Source organism: Gordonia sp. IITR100, assembly GCF_002009645.1.
GTDB classification, from domain to species: Bacteria; Actinomycetota; Actinomycetes; order Mycobacteriales; family Mycobacteriaceae; genus Gordonia; species Gordonia hongkongensis.
The window spans coordinates 1-20,821 of sequence record NZ_MVKV01000024.1; the positions used below are offsets into that span (position 1 = coordinate 1).

At 67.9% G+C, this 20,821-nt stretch carries 20 protein-coding genes; 6 read left to right on the forward strand and 14 right to left on the reverse strand.

The window, feature by feature from the left end:
* Positions 1-226: 226 nt before the first annotated feature.
* Complete coding sequence (locus B1818_RS22070; RefSeq protein WP_058253511.1) at positions 227-1,069, reverse strand: crotonase/enoyl-CoA hydratase family protein; 843 nt, start codon at positions 1,067-1,069, stop codon at positions 227-229.
* Positions 1,070-1,179: 110 nt separating this feature from the next.
* Between B1818_RS22070 and B1818_RS22075 the strand changes: the two genes are divergently transcribed.
* Complete coding sequence (locus B1818_RS22075) at positions 1,180-1,839, forward strand: PaaI family thioesterase (protein WP_078114034.1); 660 nt, start codon at positions 1,180-1,182, stop codon at positions 1,837-1,839.
* A gap of 33 nt (positions 1,840-1,872) precedes the next feature.
* On the opposite strand, the gene B1818_RS22080 is transcribed toward B1818_RS22075, so the two are convergent.
* The 5 genes from B1818_RS22080 to B1818_RS22100 form a co-directional block, all read right to left on the reverse strand.
* Positions 1,873-2,427, reverse strand: a complete 555-nt coding sequence (locus tag B1818_RS22080) for a dihydrofolate reductase family protein (RefSeq protein WP_078114035.1) — start codon at positions 2,425-2,427, stop codon at positions 1,873-1,875.
* Complete coding sequence (locus tag B1818_RS22085) at positions 2,427-3,365, reverse strand: AraC family transcriptional regulator (protein WP_058253508.1); 939 nt, start codon at positions 3,363-3,365, stop codon at positions 2,427-2,429. The genes B1818_RS22080 and B1818_RS22085 overlap by 1 nt, the downstream gene beginning before the upstream one ends.
* Positions 3,366-3,434: 69 nt before the next feature.
* Complete coding sequence (locus B1818_RS22090; RefSeq protein ID WP_058253507.1) at positions 3,435-5,189, reverse strand: alpha/beta-hydrolase family protein; 1,755 nt, start codon at positions 5,187-5,189, stop codon at positions 3,435-3,437.
* A gap of 103 nt (positions 5,190-5,292) precedes the next feature.
* Entirely contained in the window at positions 5,293-6,105 is an 813-nt protein-coding gene (locus B1818_RS22095) for an ABC transporter permease (protein WP_078114036.1), read from the reverse strand.
* A complete protein-coding gene (locus B1818_RS22100; protein WP_078114037.1) occupies positions 6,102-7,025 on the reverse strand; it encodes an ABC transporter ATP-binding protein in 924 nt (307 codons plus the stop codon). The genes B1818_RS22095 and B1818_RS22100 overlap by 4 nt, the downstream gene beginning before the upstream one ends.
* A gap of 151 nt (positions 7,026-7,176) precedes the next feature.
* Here B1818_RS22100 and B1818_RS22105 point away from each other — a divergent pair, with 151 nt between their 5' ends.
* Positions 7,177-8,310: a sensor histidine kinase gene (locus B1818_RS22105; RefSeq protein ID WP_231742633.1), complete on the forward strand. Its 1,134-nt coding sequence runs from the start codon at positions 7,177-7,179 to the stop codon at positions 8,308-8,310.
* Complete coding sequence (locus B1818_RS22110) at positions 8,307-8,957, forward strand: response regulator transcription factor (protein ID WP_078114038.1); 651 nt, start codon at positions 8,307-8,309, stop codon at positions 8,955-8,957. The genes B1818_RS22105 and B1818_RS22110 overlap by 4 nt, the downstream gene beginning before the upstream one ends.
* 290 nt (positions 8,958-9,247) lie before the next feature.
* Here the strand turns inward: B1818_RS22110 and B1818_RS22115 are convergent, their stop codons facing one another.
* Entirely contained in the window at positions 9,248-10,333 is a 1,086-nt protein-coding gene (locus tag B1818_RS22115; RefSeq protein WP_078114039.1) for a diacylglycerol kinase, read from the reverse strand.
* A 134-nt stretch (positions 10,334-10,467) separates the two neighbouring features.
* Here B1818_RS22115 and B1818_RS22120 point away from each other — a divergent pair, with 134 nt between their 5' ends.
* The gene (locus B1818_RS22120; RefSeq protein ID WP_055475422.1) at positions 10,468-11,202 is read left to right on the forward strand and encodes a glucose 1-dehydrogenase; all 735 of its coding nucleotides are present in this window, start codon (positions 10,468-10,470) and stop codon (positions 11,200-11,202) included.
* Here B1818_RS22120 and B1818_RS22125 read toward each other — a convergent pair.
* Positions 11,177-12,145: a bile acid:sodium symporter gene (locus B1818_RS22125; protein ID WP_254859837.1), complete on the reverse strand. Its 969-nt coding sequence runs from the start codon at positions 12,143-12,145 to the stop codon at positions 11,177-11,179. The two genes, B1818_RS22120 and B1818_RS22125, sit on opposite strands and share 26 nt — an antisense overlap.
* Positions 12,146-12,215: 70 nt before the next feature.
* Between B1818_RS22125 and B1818_RS22130 the strand changes: the two genes are divergently transcribed.
* Positions 12,216-12,926 (forward strand): CPBP family intramembrane glutamic endopeptidase, encoded by a 711-nt coding sequence (locus B1818_RS22130; protein WP_078114053.1) that lies wholly within the window; start codon positions 12,216-12,218, stop codon positions 12,924-12,926.
* 199 nt (positions 12,927-13,125) lie between these two features.
* Here the strand turns inward: B1818_RS22130 and upp are convergent, their stop codons facing one another.
* The 5 genes from upp to B1818_RS22155 all read right to left on the reverse strand — a co-directional run bounded on the left by upp (position 13,126) and on the right by B1818_RS22155 (position 19,225).
* Positions 13,126-13,755, reverse strand: coding sequence for a uracil phosphoribosyltransferase (gene upp / locus B1818_RS22135; protein WP_078114040.1), 630 nt, complete (start codon positions 13,753-13,755; stop codon positions 13,126-13,128).
* 25 nt (positions 13,756-13,780) lie between these two features.
* Positions 13,781-15,025: a URC4/urg3 family protein gene (locus B1818_RS22140; RefSeq protein ID WP_078114041.1), complete on the reverse strand. Its 1,245-nt coding sequence runs from the start codon at positions 15,023-15,025 to the stop codon at positions 13,781-13,783.
* Positions 15,025-16,272: a GTP cyclohydrolase II gene (locus B1818_RS22145; RefSeq protein WP_058253522.1), complete on the reverse strand. Its 1,248-nt coding sequence runs from the start codon at positions 16,270-16,272 to the stop codon at positions 15,025-15,027. Before B1818_RS22145 ends, B1818_RS22140 begins: the two co-directional genes overlap by 1 nt.
* A 168-nt stretch (positions 16,273-16,440) precedes the next feature.
* The gene (gene katG, locus B1818_RS22150) at positions 16,441-18,684 is read right to left on the reverse strand and encodes a catalase/peroxidase HPI (RefSeq protein ID WP_078114042.1); all 2,244 of its coding nucleotides are present in this window, start codon (positions 18,682-18,684) and stop codon (positions 16,441-16,443) included.
* An 82-nt stretch (positions 18,685-18,766) separates the two neighbouring features.
* A complete protein-coding gene (locus tag B1818_RS22155; protein WP_176455977.1) occupies positions 18,767-19,225 on the reverse strand; it encodes a Fur family transcriptional regulator in 459 nt (152 codons plus the stop codon).
* Between the two features lie 127 nt (positions 19,226-19,352).
* Between B1818_RS22155 and B1818_RS22160 the strand changes: the two genes are divergently transcribed.
* The gene (locus tag B1818_RS22160) at positions 19,353-20,270 is read left to right on the forward strand and encodes a hypothetical protein (RefSeq protein WP_078114044.1); all 918 of its coding nucleotides are present in this window, start codon (positions 19,353-19,355) and stop codon (positions 20,268-20,270) included.
* Positions 20,271-20,324: 54 nt separating this feature from the next.
* Here B1818_RS22160 and B1818_RS22165 read toward each other — a convergent pair whose 3' ends face one another.
* Positions 20,325-20,738, reverse strand: coding sequence for a hypothetical protein (locus tag B1818_RS22165; protein WP_254859839.1), 414 nt, complete (start codon positions 20,736-20,738; stop codon positions 20,325-20,327).
* Positions 20,739-20,821 lie beyond the last annotated feature (83 nt).

The following is a 20,821-nucleotide window of genomic DNA, read 5'->3' on the forward strand; positions in this document are numbered from 1 at the left end:
TCAATAATCACAAGGCAGACAGGCACTTTCGCGTATCACACGCCGAACACCAGCAACATCAGTGAAATATCCAGGCTGAGGAGCGCCCGGAGCTTGCGGAGGGCGCGTCACGAAGGGTCCTGGCGACCGAGCTCGGGAGACCCTTCGTGACGCTCGCAAGCTCGCTCCTCAGGGAGCAGGGGCGGGCTCGCTTGCTCGTGGGGAGCGGGAGAGCCGCCCCACCGGCTCAGCGACCCTTGAACTCGGGTTTGCGCTTCTCGAAGACGGCGGTGATGGCCTCGGTGAGGTCCTCGCTGGGCAGGAACGCGGAGTTCCACGCGGCGACGTAGCGGAGGCTGTCGTGGACGGCGGCGCTGCGCGAATGGTCGAGAACGGACTTGATGCCGTGGACCACGAGCGGCGGGTTGTCGGCGATCTCGCGGGCGGTCGAGCGGGCGAGCTCGAGCACGGCGGTCTGATCGTCGGCGACGTCGTTGACCAGACCGATCTTCTCGGCGCGGGCGGCGTCGATGTCCTTGCCGGTCAGCGCCAGCTCCCGCATGTGACCGTCGCCGATGATGAACGGCAGGCGCGCGAGTGTGCCCACATCGGCGACCATCCCGACCTTCACCTCACGCACGCTGAACTTGGCGTCGGCGCTGGCGTAGCGCACATCGGCCGCGCAGATCAGGTCCACACCGCCACCGATGCACCAGCCGGACACGGCTGCGACCACCGGCTTGCGACAGTCGGCGACCGCGGTGATGCCGGCCTGGAGTGTGCGGAGCGAGTCGAGGAATTCGGTGCGCGGCGCCGCTTTCGCGTCCCCGGCGAGGACGGCCGACAGCGTCCCGCCCATCGCGACGAGGTCGAGGCCGTAGGAGAAGTTCTTGCCCGACCCTGTCAGCACCACCGCGCGCACTTCCGGATCGGTGTCGAGGTGCCCGAACAGCTCCGGGAGTTCCTGCCAGAAGTCCGGTCCCATGGCATTACCCTTGCCCGGGCCGATGAGGGTGACTTCGGCGATGTGGTCGGACACGGTGACGTCGAACGCGGTCCAGGCGCGGTCGTTCCAGGCGTGGTCTGTCATGCGAGGGAGCCTACTCGGCGGTCAGAACCGGCCGTGTCCGGATCCGCCGACGGCAACCGACGGCGACCGGTCGGGGCGAGAGCGGTGCGTCGACCCTGTTAGATGGGCACATGAGCGGATACATCCAGGAGGACATCGACCCGGACGAACTCGCGCACCGGACCGAACTCGCGTCCGCCATCGCGGGCAGCGTCCGGGACTTGATCGATGCGACGGTGCGCACCGAGGTCGGAGAGACAGACATCGCGGAGGCGAGGCGGCTCATCGCCGCCGCCACCGAGATCCTCCGGAAGGACCAGCTGCCGGGCCCGTTCGGCATCCGATTCAACTCCGACGGCACCAAACGGTCCTGGGGCAATGCCGTTCTGGGGCGGCGGAACCCGATCGCACCGCCGGTCGAGCTCCATCACGAATCCGAGTACAGCTGGCTCGAGGTCGCACTCGGTCCCCAGTACGAGGGTCCTGCCGGACTCGTCCACGGCGGCGTGCTCGCGCTCGTCTTCGACCAGCTGCTGGGCTCGACCGCGGAGTTCCAGGGTGTGCCCGGGATGACCGGCACCCTCACCGTCCGGTATCGGCGCGGTACGCCGCTCGGGGTGATCCGCGGCGAGGCGCGCGTCGATCGGGTCGAGGGTGTGAAGACGTTCGTCACGGGGACGATCTCGGTCGACGGCCAGCTCACGGCCGAGTCCGAGGGGATCTTCATTCTGCCGCGGTGGGCTCGCGGTGAGGTGCCCGACGCCATGCGGAACTCGGTCGGCGAGGGCTGACGCCCCCGGGCCGGCCCGTCGCCCGACGACCGGTCAGACCTCCGCGGGAGTCGATCGCGGCCCGACAGGCGAGTAGCGCGCACACAGGAACGCGCCGTTGCGTGCGAAGTCCTGCAACTCGAAGTCGTAGGCGCGCGGGAAGAGTGGTCGGCCCGACCCCAAGGTGACGGGCGCGATCGACACGATGACGTCGTCGAGCATTCCGGCTTCGGCGAACTGCGCGGCGAGGTCGCCGCCGCCCACGACCCAGACGTGGCGGTCGCCCGCTGCGTCGACCAGACGGTCACGGAGGTCTCCGGGGCTCCCGGCGACCACCGAGATGGTGTCCGACACCGGCGTCAGTGACTGATGGGTGAAGACGAACGTCGGTATGTCGTATGGCCACGGCTTCCCGTCGGAGACCTCGTGGTCGAGGATCCACCGGTAGGTCGTCGCGCCCATCACGGCGACACCGACCTGCCGGAAGAAGTCGTCGTAGTTCATCGGCCCGCCCTCCTCGAGCGGCTGGCTGAGCAGCCAGTCGAGGTTGTCCCGGTCGTCGGCGAGGAAGCCGTCGAGGGTCGTTGCCGTGTAGTAGCGGAATGCCATCAGAATCCTCCGGAGTGTTTGCGGTGCCACATGATCGGGTCGGGATCGAGAGTCGGGGCGGTGACGTCGACGCCGGAGTCCCGCAGCATCCAGCGGGCGACGAGCCGACGATGTGCGGAGAACGTCAACACGTGCGCGACGATCTGGGAGAGCAGGAACGATTCGGGTGGGTCGCACAAGGCGTCGATCACACGGTCCTGCCACGCGCCGCGTCGGTCGATGTCACGGATCAGGGCGAGCCAGCGCGGTGCAATGTCGCGATGCAACTCGATGAGGTCGGTCAGTTGGGTCGGTGCGGCCGGCGGCAGGTCGGCTCCCTCGATCGTCGACAACCAGGGGAGTTTGTCGCCGACCAGATGGGAAATGACTTCTGCGAGAGACTCTTCCGGTCCACTCCAGGACAGCAGCTGGTTACCCGCGAGACGCGGCGCGGTCCACGACGCGGCGTCGAGCCCCTTCGCGGCGTCGAGGAGCGCCTCGATGTCGTCGAGGTCGTGGCGAATCATGAGCATCACCACATTGCCCGCATCCTCGGTCGTGGGTGAGCCGCTGTCGACGTACAGCGCAGTGGGCGAGTGGAAGTGGATGCCGTTCGGCGCCGGCAGCCAGTGGCTGTGCTCTCCCACCGCACCCATGCGGCCGGGACTGTGTCCGAAGGCGCGGCTGAAAGCACGCGAGAAGCCGTCGACGGACGAGTACCCGGACTCGAAGGCCACATCGGTCACCGACTGTCCCCGCTGGAGGAGCCACGCCGCACGTTCGAGGAGGACGCGGCGCCGCAGGGCCACCGGTGCCTCGCCGGCACCGCGCCGGACCTGCCGGGTGAAGTGGAACGGCGACGCGTAGGCGCCCGAGGCCATGTCGTCGAGCGAGGTGTTGTCCTCGGACAGCACCGCGTCGAGAAGCTGCCGGAGACGGTCACGGTCGGTAGAGGTCACCCTCTGAGTATGGAACCGCGAAAGCCGTTCCCGCCCGACCGAAATTGCTCCACCGGGCGGCGGTGCCGATCAGTCCCTCGTCAGCAGGGGGATCAGACGTTCGGTCTTGGCCTCGGTCCAGCCCGGCGGCTGCAGGATCTTGGCCCAGGCTGCCGGGATCGCGGACATGTAGTTGTGTCCGTGGCCGTCGGGGACTCCGACTGACACCGCCATGTCGGCGCTGACCTGCAAGAAGGTCACGAACGGGATCCACCGCATCGCCGACAGCACGTCGCGTCCGGGTTCCTCCTCGAGCCAGTCCGGCTCGCGGAGGATCAGTCGCGGGTTCCACCACGAGATCGGATCGGAGGCGTGCTGCAGATACACCGCGCGACCCGACGGCGACGTCCACTCGGTGGTCGGCTTGTCGAGGTCGGGTGCGTCGGCGATGAATCGGACCTGTCGTCCGTCGTCGTAGGTGGGCAACACTTCCGGCGTCCCGTCGTCGCGTGACCCGGTCGTGTCCACCCACAGTTTGTTGTTGAAGGTCGGTCCGCTGAACAACGCACCGTCGGTTCGCGCGCTCAGCGCCGGGATGGTCCCGAACGCCGACTCGGCCGCGAACGAGCCGAGGCTCTCGCCGAAGACGACGAGCTTGGGGCGTTGGGCCTCAGGTACCTCGCGCACCCGTTCCGAGACCGCCTCGAAGAGCGCCTGCCCGGCCTGCCGCGCGCGTTCCTTGTCGACGAGGAACGACAACCAGCTCGGCAGGTACGAGTACTGCATGCTCACCGTCGCCGTGTCGCCGTTGTACATGTACTCGAGCGAGTCCACCGTCGCCTGGTTGATCCACCCGGTGCCGGTGGTGGAGGCGACCGCGATGAGTTTGCGCTGCAACCCGCCGGCGCGGACGAGTTCCTCTGCGGCGAGTTCGGCATTGGCACGCAGATCTGTACCCGAGCCGAGCCCGACGTAGGCGCGGATCGGTTCCATGGCGGGGGACCCGTTGAACGCGCTCAGCTCTTCCACGGTGGGCGACACCGAGATGAAGATCCGGCCTTGACGCCCGAGCGAATCCCAGGTCACCAGCGAGCCCGGACCGCCCGAGCGCTGCGGGGTGGTCGGCGGACTGGAGTCCGCGGTCGTCTCGTCGTTGACCGCGGCGAACGACGAGTTCAGCGCCTGCATACCGTAGTTGGCGACGACGCCGTTGAGGACCAGCACCGTGATGATGATCCCGATGGTCGCCGCGGCGAAGGCCGAGATACGCGGCGGCGCCACGCGATTGAGTTTCCGGACGAGCCACTTCACCCCGTCGCCCCACGCCTGCCCGATGGTCATCAGCAGGGCGAAGACCACCACGGCGATGAGCAGGATCTGCGGGTAGGCCGTCCAGGACAGGAGGTCGACCCCCATCATCGTCCGGACCTGGTCCTGCCACCGCTGGAACGCGACCAGCATGACGACGGTGCCCGCGATCGCGGCCAGGCCCAGCGCCGCCCAGAGTCGGCGCATCGGCGCGGGCCAGGGTTCCTCCCGGGAGATCATGTAACGGATCAGCCAGGACACCAGCACACCGAGGCCGTACCCGACCGCGGCCGAGGCCCCGCTCACGATGCCCTGGAACAGCGGCCCGCGCGGCAGGAGCGACGGCGTCACCGACAGCCACAGAAAGACGAGCGCGACCGTCAACCCGACGCAGGAATACCGGTGGAGCCGCCGCCGCCACCACCACGACGGCTTCTGTCCTTCTGCCGGGCCGGTGGCGCCGGACTGCTCCGGAACCGATGCTTCGTCCGGTTCCGGAGCGGCAGGTGGTTGCGAGGTGGGCGTGGTCGACGACACGTGGGTTCCTCTTTTCTCGAGAACCCGAAAACCGTAACACCGATCGCGGTGTGGCAGCGGCGCTTACGGCGACCGTGACCGTGGTGCCATCCAGCGGCGTCCGTTACTTGACCTCGGACCGCAGAATCCGTAGCACCCCGAACGCCAGGGGCAGTCCGATCCAGATCACTGCCGAGACGAGCATCCTCGCCCATTCGCCCCCGGTCGCCCAGTCGCCCTCTTGAAAGGGCACGTTCGTCAGGCCGGTGTCCACCCACTGGCCGAGATTGTTTTTGAACCACGGGACCAGCTGGCTGACCACGGTCAGAGCGGTGGGCAGCGCGAAGTAGGCGACGATCGCGCCCGGGGTGTTCAGGATCAGGGCGGCGAAGCCGAAACCGAGCAGCAAGCCGAAGGTCTGCGAGACAAACGAATTCACGAACCCGGCGAGCGTGAGGTCCCAGGAGCCGGCGGGATCGGTGAACGCCACACCGGCGATCCCGTTGCCGATGACGCCGAGGATGAGCGCGACCGCGACCGCCGCGACGGCGGTGAGGAGCGCCGCCACCAGCTTCGCTCCGACGACGCGCTGCCGTCGGGGTTCGAGGGTGAATGTCGTCAGCGCGGTGCGTTGGCTCCATTCCCCGGTCACGAGCAGGATCGCGAGGATGGGCAGGATGATGGCGGTCGGGATGTTCATCATCCCGAAGAACTGTCCGAGGTTGAGGTTCTCGGGGCTGTTGCGGTTCGCGATGAGCATCGCGATCACGACGATCGCCGCGATGACTCCGATCGAGGCGGTCAGCCAGAAACCCGCACGCGTGTCGACGAGCTTGCGCAGTTCGACGCGGACGAGGCGGGAGAACGGGATTCCGGGGCGCTCGACGTCGATCACGTCGGTGTGCGGCACGGGGGTGCCGAAGTCGGCGAGGGTCATCGAGCTGCTCCTTCGAGTGTGGTGTGTTCACGCTGGGTGTCCGCGGTCAGCTGCAGGAACATCGCCTCGAGCTGGGCGCCGTCCGCGGGCCGCAGCTCGGTGAGGACGACGCCGACGGCGGCCGCGGCGCGGCCCACGTCGATGGGGTCGGCCTCGACATCGAGTCCGCCGGAGGCGTTGCGTTGCAGGGTGATCCCGGCTGCGTTCAGCGCCTCGCCGAGGGTCGCGTCGTCGAGTGATCGGACGCGTGTCCCGGCGCCGGCGAGCAGTTCGTCTTTGGTGCCCTGGGCCACGATCCGGCCGTTGCCGATCACGACGATGTCGTCGGCGACGATCTCGATCTCGTGCAACAGGTGCGACGACAGCAGCACCGTGCCACCGCGATCGGCGTACCCGCGCAGCAGGGTTCGCATCCAGTGGATGCCCGCCGGGTCCAGTCCGTTGGCCGGTTCGTCGAGGATCAGGATCTTCGGGTCCCCGAGCAGGGCTGCGGCGATACCGAGACGCTGGCGCATGCCGAGGGAGTAGTTGCGCACTCGTCGCCCTGCCTCCTCCGGGGTGAGGCTGACCAGCTCAAGCATCTCGTCGACGCGGTCGTGGCCGATGCCCATGGTCATCGCCGACAGTCGCAGGACCTCCGCGCCCGTCCGGCCGGCGTGCTGAGCCGAGGCGTCCAGGAGGATGCCGACCTGCGTGCCGGGATTCGGGATGGACCGGTAGTCGACGCCGTAGAGTTGCGCCACCCCCGACGTCGGCGGCGTCAGCCCGGCGATGATCCGCATCGTCGTCGACTTCCCGGCGCCGTTGGGGCCCAGGAATCCGGTCACCTGCCCGGGGCGGCAGGTGAACGACACGTCGTCGACTGCGACGTAGTCGCCGTAGCGCTTCGTCAGATTCTTCACTGTGATCATGTCGTCCATCGTGTCGTTCCCGCACGGCGTGCACATCGGACCTCCGGACAGCGTCGTATCGACCGAAAGTCGTAGGGGACGACACCCATCGGGAGGACGCGGGCACCACCGGCGCCCGACTACGGTGACGGTTGTGCGTCCTGAGCAGTACCAACCACCGATGACGTGGGCCGGCCGATTGTGGCGGCTCGCGGTGATGCTCTGCGTCTCGGCCGGCACCTTCGCCACCCGTGCGTCGTACCTGTGGGACGAGGCCCGGTGGTGGTTCGTCGCCGACCTCGCACTCGGGGTGCTCTCCTACATCGTCATCTGGTGGCGCCGAAGCCATCCCGTACCGGTCACGACGTTCACGAACATCGTGACCATCGTGTCGTCGTCGTCTCTCGGACCGGGCATTCTCGCCATGGTGTCCCTGTCGACCCGGCGTCGGTGGCGCGAGATCATCCCGCAGGCGGTGTTGTCCGTTGTCGCGGGGATCATCGCCCTCGCCTTCTTCGCCACTCCGACCGAGGCGAACGATCCCGTCATCATCAGTTACTCGGTCACGGTGGTCGCGACGGCGGCGATGGTCGCGTGGGGTCTCTACATCGGTTCGCGGCGTGAGCTTCTCGCCAGCTGGCAGGCGCGCGCGCTGGCCTCCGAGGCCGAACAGCAGGCGAAGGTGATGCAGGCGCGTTCGCTCGAACGGGCGCGGATCGCACGCGAGATGCACGACATCCTCGCGCATCGGATCTCGGCGATGAGCATGTACGCGGGCGCATTGGCCTACCGTTCGGACCTGTCCGGAGAGCAGATCCGCGAGACGGCGCAGACCATCCAGGAGACCTCGCACCTGGCGTTGACCGAGCTGCGGGAGGTGCTCGGGGTTCTGCGGGAGGGGCCCGGCGACGCCGCGCCCGAGGAACCGCAAGGGGTTCCGGACCTGGCCGCGCTGATCGAGGAGGCGCGCCGGCTGGGGATGCGTGTGGACAGCCGATGCGACATCGATGTGAATTCGCTGGGCCCGGCGATCTCACGCACGCTGTATCGGTGTGTGCAGGAGGCCTTGACCAATGCGCGGCGTCATGCGCCGAGCGCGCCGGTGACCATGCACATCCGGGGCGGACCCGAGCACGGTGTGGATCTGCTCGTCGAGAATCCGCTACCGCTGACAGCGGGTTCGATCGGTCCCACACCAGGATTCGGACTCGTCGGCCTGGCCGAGCGGGTCGGGTTGCACGGCGGCAGGCAGTCGGTGACCGTGAGCGAGGACAAACGGTTCCTGTTGCATGTCTGGTTACCGTGGCAGTCATGACCGCCCGCATCATGATCGTCGACGACGACCCCCTCGTCCGTTCCGGACTCCGGCTCCTCCTCGGCGGTGATGCCGGCCTCGACATCGTCGCCGAGGCGGGCAACGGGCAGGAGGCCCTCGACACCTATGCCACGGCGCCCGTGGATCTCGTCCTCATGGATCTGCGGATGCCGGTGCTCGACGGGATCGCGGCCACCGGCCGCTTCAAGGCACTGGTCTCGCCACCCGCGATCATCGTGCTCACGACCTTCGACGCCGACGACTACGTGGTCCGCGCACTCGCGATGGGTGCCGACGGATTCCTGCTCAAGGACACGCCACCCGACGACATCGTCGCGGCCATCCACCAGGTGCTCGACGGTCGACCTGCCCTGAGTCCCTCGGTGACCGCCGCGTTGATCAAGCAGGTCGTCACCAGCGGCGGTCACCGGACCTCGTCCGCCGTCGAACGTGTCGACCGACTCACCGCACGCGAGCGTGATGTGGCCGTCGAGCTCGCCCGCGGGGCGTCGAACGCCGAGATCGCCGAACGGCTCTACATGAGTCTTGCGACGGTCAAGGCGCACATCTCGCACATCTTCACCAAACTCGACGCGGGCAACCGGGTCCAGGTCGCGATCCTGATGCACGACGCCGGGATGGTGTGAGTGCTCAGTATCTGCGGCCTGGCGGCCGTCGTGGACTACGAAAAGAACCGTTGTGTTGGCGCGAGCGCAATCACTGCTCCCTGAGGAGGCCGGAGCTTGCGGAGGCCGTCACGAAGGGTCTTGGTGAGTCGGGTTGCGGAGACCCTTCGTGACGCGCCCTCCGCGAGCTCCGGGCGCTCCTCAGGGAGCAGGGGGCAGGGCGTTGTTTCGGATTAGGGAGCAGGGGTGATGCGGTTCTTTCGGATTCGCACTGCCGAGTGGTCGAGCCGCCTACCTGCCGGTTGAGCCGCCTACCTGCCGGTTGAGCCTGTCGAAACCCCCGGGCCCGTCACCAGCGGAAGGTCGAGTGTGGTGCGAAGTCCTGCGGGCCCGTCGACCACCGCGGGGATGGCGTTCACGATCCGGCCGGCCGCGGCGACGATGGCGGCGTGGTTGTGGTCACCCTTGCGGCTCGTCGGCATGATGTCGACGGTGTACGACGGTTCGCCGGTGATCTCGACGCGGTAGCACCCGCCGGGCTGAGCCGGCTGCGCCCAGTCCGGCCGCAGGTCACCTCGAAGCCGCGTCACGTGCTCGATGACGATCACGGGTTCGCCGGCCACCTTGCCGATGATCTCGAAACGCACGGCCGCGCGGGTGCCCGCAGCGATGTGACCGGCCGCGATGTCGAAATCCTCCGGCGCAGGCTCGCTTTCGGAGATCTCCTCGATGTCGTCGACGGTGACGCCGAGACCGGCGGCCAGTTGCCGGATCGTCGTGCCCCATGCCAACCCCAGTACCCCCGGCAGGAACAGCATGGGGGTCTCGTCGAGCGGTTTGCCGAAGCCCATGACGTCGAACATGACGGTCGCCCCGTCATAGGTCGCGTAGTCGGCGATCTCCATGCAGCGCACCTGCTCGATGTGCTGGCAGGTGCCCGCGAAGACGAACGGGATGAGGTCGTTGGCGAAACCGGGATCGACCCCGGTCACGAACAGGCTGGCGCCGCTGCCCGCGGTGGTCTCGTCGATCTTGGCGATCGCCTTCGCGGGCATCACGTCCCAGGGGTACTGGAGCGTGTTCGGGGAGGACCCGACGACGTCGATCCCGGCGGCGAGGATGCGCACCACATCGTCGAAGGCCTCGACGGGACGCGTGTCACCCATGGCGCAGTACACGACACAATCCGGCTTCGTCGCGATCACCTCGTCGAGGTCGCCCACCGCCAGGACTCCGGTGGGTGTCTCCAGCCCGGCGAGCGTCGCGGCGTCGACACCGACCTTTTCGGGAGTGGACACGCAGACGGCCACGAGTTCGAACCGCGGGTCCTCGATCAGCTGGGTGAGGCACAACCGGCCGACGTTGCCGGTTCCGACAAGAGCTACCCGGAGGGACATGGCGTGGAACTCCTTGTGGTCGATCGGCGCCGGTGGGCGTGGTGTACACCTGTCCGGACGTTTGTCTGTTCAGTAGACCATTTTCCGGTGGAACCTGTTCTATTTTCGCGCTCGTCGCGGTAGCGTTGCCGCCCATGGGACGCGTAGACGACAAAGTTGCAGTGATCACCGGTGGTTCGCGGGGCATGGGCGCCGAGCACGCCCGGGCCCTCGTCGCCGAGGGGGCGAAGGTGGTGATCGGCGACATCCTCGACGACGAGGGCAAGGCGCTGGCCGCCGAACTGGGGGACGCGGCGCGCTACGTCCACCTCGATGTCACCTCGCCCGAGGACTGGCAGACGACGGTGTCCACCGCGGTAGACGAGTTCGGCAAGGTCAACGTCCTGGTGAACAATGCCGGCATCGTGAACGGTTCGACGATCCAGAAGTTCCGGCTGGACAAGTGGAAGCAGATCCTGGACGTGAACCTGACGGGCACGTTCCTCGGAATCCAGGCGGTCGCGGACCTGATGATCGACGCCGGCGGTGGCTCGATCATCAACGTCTCGTCGGTGGAGGGCCTGCGCGGAAGTCCCTGGGCGCACGGCTATGTCGCGAGCAAGTGGGGCGTGCGTGGTCTGGCGAAATCGGTTGCGCTCGAACTGGCTCCGCACAACGTGCGGGTGAACTCCATCCACCCGGGTCTCATCCGGACGCCGATGACCGAGGGGATCCCCGACGACATGGTGACCGTGCCGATGGGCCGGGCCGCGGAGTCACGCGAGGTGTCGACCTTCGTGGTGTTCCTGGCCAGCGACGAGTCCTCGTACGCGACCGGTGCCGAGTTCGTGATGGACGGCGGCCTCAGCGCCGACGTGCCACACAAGTGAACGCCCACACCAGGACGACCATCCCGATCAGTTCGACGAGTGTCTGCGTGATCACCGTCGCCGCGGCCAGTTCCGCCCCGACCGGCAGCGCCAGCGCGAGTGGCAGGACGACGAGCGAGTTGCGGGTGGCTCCGGAGAAGACGACCGCCGTCGACGGCTCCGGGGCCAGGCGGAACATGTGTGCCACCGCGACACCGGCCGCCACCATGATCGCGAGGAACGCGGCGTAGACCGGGATCACCCCGGCGATGTCGGCAAAACGCGAACCGACCAGAGGTACCTGGGAACTCACGGCGACGAAGAGTACGGCCACCATGAGCGGGACCATCGTCATCGTGGCGCCGACCGAGGCTCGACGACCCGCCTCGGATCGTTCCGCCCACGCCTGGGTGAGCCACGCCAGTGCCAGCGGGCAGAGGATGAGGACAGCGAACGCCCAGAGGAACGGCTCCGGCTCGATCACCGACCGTCCGTCACCGAGCAGCAGCACCAGATACAGCGGTGTCAGCAGCATCTGGGCGAGGAGCAGCAGCGGCGTCGCGGCAAGGAGTCGTCGGGCGTCCCCGCCGCCGAGCCCGGCGAACACGACGACGTAGTCGACGCACGGACACAGCAGCACCAGTAGCGCGCCGAGACGGATCGCGTCGTCGGCGGGCAGCGCTGAGGACAACACGGCCACCACAAGAGGCGCCACGACGAAGTTCAGGAACAGCACCGCGACAAGGAACCGTCGGTCACGCAGCGATTCCAGGAGATCGGACCGGCGGATCTGCAGAAAGGTGACATAGAGCAGCGCGGCGAGCAGCGGCGTGATCGCGGACTCGAGGCCCTCGGCGGGACCGGGTGCGGCCATTCCCGCACACAGTCCGGCGACTATCGCGCCGAGGTAGAGGGCGACCTGGTGACGTTCGAGGCGGTCGACGACGGTCGCGGGTCTTGGCACCGAATCATTCTGCGACACCGCGGCCGCGTTCACCGACACCGCCATGGCGCGGTACGGCAGACTCGACCGGGTGATCACCCCGTCCCGGCGCACCGACGTCGCGCTGCTGGTCGTGGTGATCGTGTTCCTCGTCGCGGTGAACATCGGTGCGCATCTCGCGGACGGCCCGCTGTCGGTGGCGATCGTCCCGGTTGCCGCCGTCGTGGCCGTGGGCATCGCCCGCCTCGCCGGCCTCGGCTGGCGGGACCTCGGCCTGAGCCGTGCGGAACTGCGCGCCGGCATCCCGGTCGCCGTGGCCGCGGTCCTCGTGGTCGCGGCTGTGGTCTCGACAGCGGTCGCGATCCCGGCGACGCGTGAGTTCTTCCTGTCCGACCGCTATGACGATACCTCCGAGGCCCTCCTGGCGGCGTTCGTGATCATTCCGCTGCAGACCGTTCTCCCGGAGGAGGTCTTGTTCCGCGGTGTGCTGCAAGGGGTTCTGGGCCGGTTGTTCGCCCCGTTGACGACGCTGGTCGTCGGTGCGATCGCCTTCGGTCTGTGGCACATCCTGTCCTCGACCGGTCTCACCGCGGGCAACGAAGGCCTGAGCGGCGTGCTGGGTGCCGGGACGGTTGCACAGATCGCCGGCATCGCAGGTGCGGTCGTGGCAACCGGGGCCGCGGGTTTCGTGCTCGGGTGGTTGCGGCAACGCACCACGAGCCTCCTCGCACCGATCGCCTTGCACTGGGCACTGAACGCCACCGGGGCGATCGGTGCCGCGGTGGCCTGGCAGGTGTCGTAGACCGAACACCGCTGGTATGCGCGCAGCAGCACCACGAACCATGCTCCCTAATCCGAAAGAAGCCCATAACCCCTGCTCCCTGAGGTGTGAGGAGCGCAAGCGACGAGCCTCGAAGGGCCTGGTGAGACGTGTTGCTACACCCTTCGTGGCTCGCTTCGCTCGCACCTCAGGGAGCAGGGTTCCTTCCTGCTCCTCGAGATCACGCGGTCCCGAAGATGCGATCGCCGGCGTCACCGAGTCCGGGGCGGATGAAGCCGTTGTCGTCGAGTTCGCGGTCGACCGCCGCGGTGAAAATCGGCACGTCGGGGTGTGAGCGATGCAGGACCTCGATGCCCTCCGGGCAGGCGAGCAGGCAGACGAACTTGATGGACTTCGGACCGTACTCCTTGATCCGGTCGATCGCGGCGACCGCCGAATGCCCGGTCGCCAGAAGCGGATCTACGATCACGACATCACGCTCGGACAGCTCCGACGGCATCTTGAAGTAGTACTCGACGACGACCATGGTCTTCGGGTCGCGGTAGAGGCCGATGTGTCCGACGCGCGCGCCGGGAACCACGGTCAGCATGCCGTCGGCGATACCGGCGCCGGCCCGCAGGACAGCGGCGAACACCAGCTTCTTGCCGTCGATGACCCGGGCGGTGGTGGTCTCGAGCGGCGTGTCGATGGCGATCTCGTGCATCGGGATGTCACGCAGGACGTCGTACGCCATCAGGATCGAGATCTCGTCGAGCAGACGGCGGAAGTCGTTGGTCGACGTCTCCTTGCGACGCATCAGGGTCAGTTTGTGTTGGACCAGCGGATGGTCGATGACGGCGACGCTGCCCATGAGTTCCTCTCGGTCGGTGGTCGGCTCAGAAAACGGTGCCGGTACTGCGTATCGTCAACGGCGGCAACCCATCGCGAAGTCGGCTCGCGAGCACGCGGCCGGCCGCCCACGTGCCACCCTCGAGCACGCAGGCCAAGGGCATCGAGGCCGCATCGGCGTCGAGGCGATCGCGTACGAGGTCGGCGATCTCGTCGAGAAGGGCGACGGTGAGCGCCCGCCATTCGACGACGAGCTCGTCGCCGACCTCCCACTCCCGGTCCGCCCAGGTCTCGTCACGCAGCGCGAGCACACCCGAGTCGAGGAGAAGGCCACCGTTGCGGTATTCGGGGAGGCCGGTCAGCTCGTCGAGTCCGGTCACCTGGACACCGGCCCAGCGAAACGGTTCGAGAAGCGAATAGGTCAGCCACTGGGACAGTTTGTGGAACGGCACCCAGCCGGCCGTGAGGCCCGTGCCGACGACGGCGTCGTGATGCCAGCAGTCGCCCAGTGGGTGGGTGTCGATCGTGTTGTCCGACGGCCAGATAGGGCCAAGATACTCAAGGACCCCTCTCAGGATGTCGACCGCGGGCACCTCCGCACGACCACCGCGGGTGAGGTGATCGAACAGGCCGCCCGGCCGGGCGTCTGGTCCGAAGATCTCGGGGCGGTTCGACAACACCTCGCCCAGGCGGCGCAGGAGATCGACCCGCCCGGGTAGGCCCGTGAGCGGGTTGTCGGGACCCACCTGGAAGGCCGCGCCGAGAGTGTCCGCCGTGACGCGGCCCAGACCGGTGGCGTCGACCCGCAGGGGATCGGCCGGGTCGCTCGAGAACACCCCCTCGCAGAACGCCACCCAGCTCGCGACGCCGAGCCCCTCGGACCGGGTGAGAACCAGGTCGCTCGACCGTTCCCGAAACGACCACTCGGGTCCCGCGCCGGCATCGAGGAGGACGCTGACCAGCACGACGTCGATGAGCGCGCGGGTTCGCTCCGCCGAGCCGGCCGGGGGCAAGGCGGCGTCGAGAGCGCCGAGGCGGTCGATACCGCCTGCCTCGAAATGTCGCCACCTGCTGTGAAAAGGGATGTCTCCGTCGGGATATCGCAACCGAGTCGTTTCCACGACGATGTCAGCTGCCGCGTCCCGCGCATCGTCGTGGACGATGAACCACGACGATTCGCCGGCCCGCGCCCGTTCGAGGAGTTGTCGCGACCGGCTCCGGACGGTGGCGGTGGAGCGCAGCAGCCGGGCGGCCTGTGAGGCGGAGAGTTCCACCTCTGGTGCTCCGGTCATCACAACCCCCGGCCCTTGACCTGACGCAGCTGTTCGGCATCGGGCACGGGTCCGGGCGTGAAGTAACCGGCAGCCATTTTCGCGTCGATCTCGACGCGGGCGTCGGCGGGGATCAGTTCGTCGGGGATATTGACCCGTTCGCCGACCTCGATACCCGAGCCGGTGATGGCGTCGTACTTCATGTTCGACATCGACACCAGGTGATGGATCCTGGTGATCCCGAACCAGTGCAGGACGTCGGGCATGAGCTCCTGGAACCGCATGTCCTGTACGCCCGCAACGCATTCGGTGCGGGCGAAGTACTGGTCCGCGGTGTCACCGCCGAGTTGGCGTTTACGGGCGTTGTACACCAGGAACTTGGTGACCTCGCCGAGGGCGCGTCCCTCTTTGCGGGAGTAGGCGACCAAGCCGACGCCGCCGCGCTGGGTGCCGCGGATGCACTCCTCGATTGCATGCGTCAGATATGGGCGGCACGTACAGATGTCGGAGCCGAACACGTCGGAGCCGTTGCACTCGTCGTGCACCCGTGCGGTGAGTTCCACCGAGGGGTCGGCGAGGTCGCGGGCGTTGCCGAAGATGTAGACCGTCTGCCCGCCGATCGGCGGGAGGAACACCTCGAGATCCGACCGCGTGACGAGTTCGGGATACATGCCGCCGGTCTCCTCGAACAACACCCGGCGCAGCTCGGCCTCGGAGCAGCCGAACCGCTCGGCGACGCCGGGAAGATGCCACACCGGTTCCACGGCCGCCTTGGTGACCAGAGCCGCGCCACTCGGCAGCAGAACCTCACCGTCGGGGACCAGACGGCCCTTCTCGATCGCCTCGGCGATCTCGGGAAGGATGACGTGCGCCTTGGTCACCGCGATGGTCGGCCGGATGTCGTAACCGCGAGCGATCTCGTCGGGGAAACTCTCGGCGACTGTCGCACCCCAAGGATCCAGCGAGACGATCGCGCGCGGATCGCCCCACTGTGGATACGGTCCGATGTGGTCGGTGGGCGAGGTGTTGGTGAGATCGGCTCGGTGCTCTCGTGCAAGGGCGCCGGCGGCGACGGCCAGTGCGCGATAGACGCTGTAGGAGCCGCTGTGGGTACCGATGACATTGCGATGCGCACGTGTGCCCGTCGTCCCGATGACGGGACCGCGTTCCGCCGCGGTGGCCGCCCCCCAGTGGATGGGCGGAGCGTCGACCCCGCCGCTGTGTGAGGTCAGTCGGATATGGCCCAGGGACCTGTGTTCGCCGGACATCGTCGTCGTCCTCACCTTCGTCTCGAGGCGGTCACCCGCCACGGAGGGAAAGCGCCAGCATAGTTCCGGAAGTCCCTGTGCGCCGGGTGATGCGAAACGCCACGGCGGCGGCACCCCACGAAGGGTGCCGCCGCCGCATCTGATCGGTTCGACGATGAACCGATTTGCTCAGAGTTCGAACCGGTCCAGGTTCATCACCTTGTCCCAGGCCGCGACGAAGTCGTTCACGAACTTCTCCGCTGCGTCGTCGGCTGCGTAGACCTCGGCCAGGGCGCGCAACTGTGAGTTCGACGTGAACGCCAGATCGGCGCGAGTGCCGGTGCAGGTCTGCTCGCCGGTGGCGCGATCGCGCCCGACGTACAGGTTCTCGTCTTCCGACGCCGACCAGGCTGTCGACATGTCCAGCAGATTCACGAAGAAGTCGTTCGTGAGGACGCCGGGACGGTCGGTCAGGACGCCGGCCGCCGAGCCGCCGAAGTTGTTGCCCAGCACCCGGAGGCCACCCACCAGCACCGTCATCTCGGGGGCGCTGAGGGTCAGCAGCGATGCCTTGTCGACGAGGGTGAACTCGGCCGGAAGGCCACTGGTCTTGCCGACGTAGTTGCGGAACCCGTCGGCGGTGAGCTCGAGATGTGCCATCGAATCGGCGTCCGTCTCGTCCTGGGTGGCGTCGGTACGTCCAGGGGTGAACGGTACCGTGATCTCGACTCCGGCATCCCGCGCCGCCTTCTCGACTGCTGCCGTGCCGCCGAGGACCACGAGGTCGGCGAAGGAGACCTTCGCGCCGGCCTCGCCGGTGAACGCACCCTGGATGCCTTCGAGGGTGCGGATCACGGTGGCCAACTCGTCGGGCTCGTTGACCTCCCAGGATGCCTGCGGCTGCAGGCGGATCCGGCCGCCGTTGGCGCCGCCGCGCTTGTCGCTGCCACGGAAGCTCGACGCCGCCGCCCACGCGGTCTTCACGAGTTGCGCCACAGTCAGTCCCGAGTCGAGGAGCGTCGCCTTCAAGGCTGCCACGTCGGCATCGGTGACAAGTGGGCCCTCGTGCGCCGGGACATTGTCCTGCCACAGGTACGTCTCGGTCGGAACAAGCGGACCCCGATACCGGACGGCGGGTCCCGTGTCGCGGTGCAGGAGCTTGAACCAGGCCTTGGCGAACTCGTGCGCCAGTTCCTCGGGGTGATCGAGCCACCGCCGGGTGATCTTCTCGAAACCGGGGTCGTAGCGCATCGCGAGGTCGGTGGTCAGCATCGACGGGTGGGTCTTCTCGTCGCCGAATGCCGTGGGGACGGTACCGGTCCCGGCGCCGTCCTTCGGACGCCACTGGTTGGCTCCGGCCGGACTCTTGTAGAGCTCCCACTCGTAGCCGTAGAGAGTCTCGAGGAAAGCGTTGTCCCAGCGGGTCGGGGTCGGATTCCAGATCACCTCGAGGCCGCTGGTGATCGTGTCCGCGCCCTTGCCGGAGCCGTGCGAGCTGGTCCAGCCGAGACCGGCGTCCTCGACGGCGGCGGCCTCGGGTTCGGGACCCACCAGGCCGGCGTCACCGGCGCCGTGGGTCTTGCCGAAGGTGTGGCCCCCGACGATCAGAGCCGCGGTCTCGACGTCGTTCATCGCCATCCGCGCGAACGTCTCGCGGATGTCGACCGCGGACGCGAGGATGTCCGGATTGCCGTTCGGTCCTTCCGGATTCACATAGATGAGCCCCATTTGCACTGCCGCAAGCGGTGTCTCGAGTTCGCGGTCGCCCGAGTACCGCTGATCGGCCAGCCACTCGAGTTCGGGGCCCCAGTACACCTCGTCGGGCTCCCACTCGTCCACGCGCCCGAAGGCGAAGCCGGCGGTGGTGAACCCCATCGACTCCAGGGCGACGTTCCCGGCGAAGACCAGGAGATCGGCCCAGGACAATGCCGTGCCGTACTTCTTCTTGATCGGCCACAGTAGGCGGCGCGCCTTGTCCAGGTTGGCGTTGTCCGGCCAGCTGTTGAGCGGGGCGAATCGCTGCATCCCGGCTCCGGCACCACCGCGTCCGTCCTGCACCCGGTAGGTACCCGCGGCATGCCAGGACATGCGGACGAACAGGCCTCCGTAATGGCCGAAGTCGGCGGGCCACCAGTCCTGCGAATCGGTCATCAGGGCGGTCAGGTCGGCGCGTAACGCCTCGACGTCGAGATCCGCGAGGGCCGAGTCGTAGTCGAAGTCGGCGTCCATCGGATTCGCGACGTCCGGATTGTGCTGAAGCACCTTGAGATTCAGCTGGTTCGGCCACCAGTCGCGGTTGCCGCCGCCCTGGGTGGGCGGCGTGAGCCGACCGTGCGCGACCGGGCAACCGCCCGCGGCGGGCTCGGTGTTCGCCTCGGCAATGGGGGGATGTTCCTTCGCGTCGCGGACGGGCTCGTGGTCTTGCTGCGCCATGCGGGGTTTCCTTTCGGGCACGGTGAGAACTGCGATCGCCGGGTCGGTGATCGCAGGGGAGGGAGGCGTCGTGGTCGGGGGTCTATCGGTCGGGGCCGGCGCCCGGAGCGGGTCGGTTGGGTTCGGGGATGCAGTCGGGGCAATGACCCCAATAGATGACCTCGGCTTCGTCGATGACGAAACCCCGGTCGTCGGACGGGGTCAGGCACGGGGCCTCGCCGACTGCGCAGTCGACGTCCCCGATGGATCCGCATGTACGGCATATCACGTGGTGATGGTTGTCCCCGACGCGTGACTCATATCGAGACACGTGGCCGGACGGCTGGATGCGTCGCACGAGGCCGGCCGAAGTCAGTACGCCCAGAACGTCGTACACGGTTTGTTGCGAGACCGCCGGCAGCCGATCGCGAGCGGTTCGGAGGACCTCGTCGGTGTCCGCATGAGGATGTGCTCGGACGGCTTGCATGACCGCGATGCGCGGACGGGTCACCCGCAGTCCGGCGGCGCGCAGGTGCCGGGCGCAGTCCTCGTCGGTGAGCATGGTGACCATCGTGCAGTTTGATCTGGAATGATTCAAGTTAAGAAGCCGAAGTGAGGTGGCCGTCACGGGCGCCGTCGTAGTATCTGCTCATGCGGACAGCGACGCCGACCACCGCTCGGGCAGCCCTATGACCCCGTACGACGAGATCGTCGACGAGCTGTACGGTCTGGCGCCGGCGGCGTTCGTGACACGCCGGAACGAACTCGCTCGGGAGATCAAAGCGAACGGCGACCGTGACCTGGCGGGGCGGATCGCGAAGTTGCGGCGGCCCACGCAAGCTGCGTGGGCCATCAATCAGTGGGTTCGCGCGCACCCGGACGACAGCGCCCTCATCGCTGGGTTGGCGTCGGATTTGACTGCGGCCCAGCGCCGCTCGGCTGTCGACAAGATGAAGACGTTGTCGCGACGCCGTCAGGATCTGATCAACGATTCGGTGACCGCGGTCGCCGCCACGGCCGCAGATCTGCGAGTGACGCTGGGAGACAGTACCATTCGCGAGGTCACGCAGACATTGCGAGCCGCGGTGGCCGACCCGGAAGTGCTCGAGCAGGTGTTGCGGGGAAACCTCACCGCATCCGCCGAATACAGCGGCTTCGGGCCCGCCGGCGTGTTCGTCGTCCCGGAGCCGTTGCAGGAACCAGTCGCGGACGAGTCCGAGGCAAGCGGCGCGGACGCAGACGGTGCCGACGAAGAGGGTGCCGACAGGGATGACGCCGACGACTCGGACCACACAGCGTCTGACGAAGCGGAGCGTCGTCGACGAGACCTCGAAGCCCGACTGGCCGAGGCCGAGACAGGGGAGCGAACGGCCCGATCCGACCTCGACGCCGCCTCCCGAACTGTGGACGGGGCTTCGTCGGAGGTCGACGAGATCGTCCGGCGGGCTCAGGAGTTGCGGGCCGAGCTGGCTCGTTGCGAAGAATCGCTGCGGTTCGCGCGGCAACGACTCTCGACTGCGGAACAGGGCCGGGCCGAGGCGCGGATCGCGCTCCGTGAAGCCGTCGCGGCCACCAATGAGATCCGCTCGGCGCTCGCCGAGCTGTGAGCCGACGAAGGGGTCGAACCCGAAGTCTCCACCATGGTTGCCCGTCGCCCACGGTCAGCGTGTCAAGTGAAAACGCAGCAGCTCGGTGGTGCCGTTCAGCGCGCGGCCCCAATAGCCGCCCCGGCCGTCGGCTCGGAGCTCGTCACGCACGAATCCCACGGCGGTTCCCGAGTAGTCGACGACGATGACCGGTGCACCGTCCTGCACGGAACGCCCGGGGTACACCGCGCCGGGGAAGGCCCACCCGATCGCGGTGTTGTTGACGACCCGCGAACCCGTGAAGTTCTTGCCGAACCACACCGTGTCGGCGATCGGGGCGCTGGTGACGTCGCCGCGGTAATACCCGGACGGCATCGGCGGTGCAGCCTGGGCGGTCGCGGGTGCGGCCAGTGTCACGGCGCCCGCGAGGGCGACCGCGGCGACCGCGACGGCACCCCGGCGGAGGTGGGCGGTGGGTGAGGTGTCCATCTACCCATTGAACGCCTCCGCCGGCTCGCCGGCTCATGGTTCGTCGGCGCCGTCCTCGCGTCGCCGAGGATCGGTGGCCGACG

What these genes read in the sequence shown, in the direction of transcription:
- B1818_RS22070 (WP_058253511.1), bottom strand. Translation starts at nt 1,069, where the DNA reads ATGACAGACCACGCCTGGAACGACCGCGCCTGGACCGCGTTCGACGTC.
- B1818_RS22075 (WP_078114034.1), top strand. Translation starts at nt 1,180, where the DNA reads ATGAGCGGATACATCCAGGAGGACATCGACCCGGACGAACTCGCGCAC.
- B1818_RS22080 (WP_078114035.1), bottom strand. Translation starts at nt 2,427, where the DNA reads ATGGCATTCCGCTACTACACGGCAACGACCCTCGACGGCTTCCTCGCC.
- B1818_RS22095 (WP_078114036.1), bottom strand. Translation starts at nt 6,105, where the DNA reads ATGACCCTCGCCGACTTCGGCACCCCCGTGCCGCACACCGACGTGATC.
- B1818_RS22100 (WP_078114037.1), bottom strand. Translation starts at nt 7,025, where the DNA reads ATGGACGACATGATCACAGTGAAGAATCTGACGAAGCGCTACGGCGAC.
- B1818_RS22105 (WP_231742633.1), top strand. Translation starts at nt 7,177, where the DNA reads ATGACGTGGGCCGGCCGATTGTGGCGGCTCGCGGTGATGCTCTGCGTC.
- B1818_RS22110 (WP_078114038.1), top strand. Translation starts at nt 8,307, where the DNA reads ATGACCGCCCGCATCATGATCGTCGACGACGACCCCCTCGTCCGTTCC.
- B1818_RS22115 (WP_078114039.1), bottom strand. Translation starts at nt 10,333, where the DNA reads ATGTCCCTCCGGGTAGCTCTTGTCGGAACCGGCAACGTCGGCCGGTTG.
- B1818_RS22120 (WP_055475422.1), top strand. Translation starts at nt 10,468, where the DNA reads ATGGGACGCGTAGACGACAAAGTTGCAGTGATCACCGGTGGTTCGCGG.
- upp (WP_078114040.1), bottom strand. Translation starts at nt 13,755, where the DNA reads ATGGGCAGCGTCGCCGTCATCGACCATCCGCTGGTCCAACACAAACTG.
- B1818_RS22140 (WP_078114041.1), bottom strand. Translation starts at nt 15,025, where the DNA reads ATGACCGGAGCACCAGAGGTGGAACTCTCCGCCTCACAGGCCGCCCGG.
- B1818_RS22145 (WP_058253522.1), bottom strand. Translation starts at nt 16,272, where the DNA reads ATGTCCGGCGAACACAGGTCCCTGGGCCATATCCGACTGACCTCACAC.
- katG (WP_078114042.1), bottom strand. Translation starts at nt 18,684, where the DNA reads ATGGCGCAGCAAGACCACGAGCCCGTCCGCGACGCGAAGGAACATCCC.
- B1818_RS22155 (WP_176455977.1), bottom strand. Translation starts at nt 19,225, where the DNA reads ATGCTCACCGACGAGGACTGCGCCCGGCACCTGCGCGCCGCCGGACTG.
- B1818_RS22160 (WP_078114044.1), top strand. Translation starts at nt 19,353, where the DNA reads ATGACCCCGTACGACGAGATCGTCGACGAGCTGTACGGTCTGGCGCCG.
- B1818_RS22165 (WP_254859839.1), bottom strand. Translation starts at nt 20,738, where the DNA reads ATGGACACCTCACCCACCGCCCACCTCCGCCGGGGTGCCGTCGCGGTC.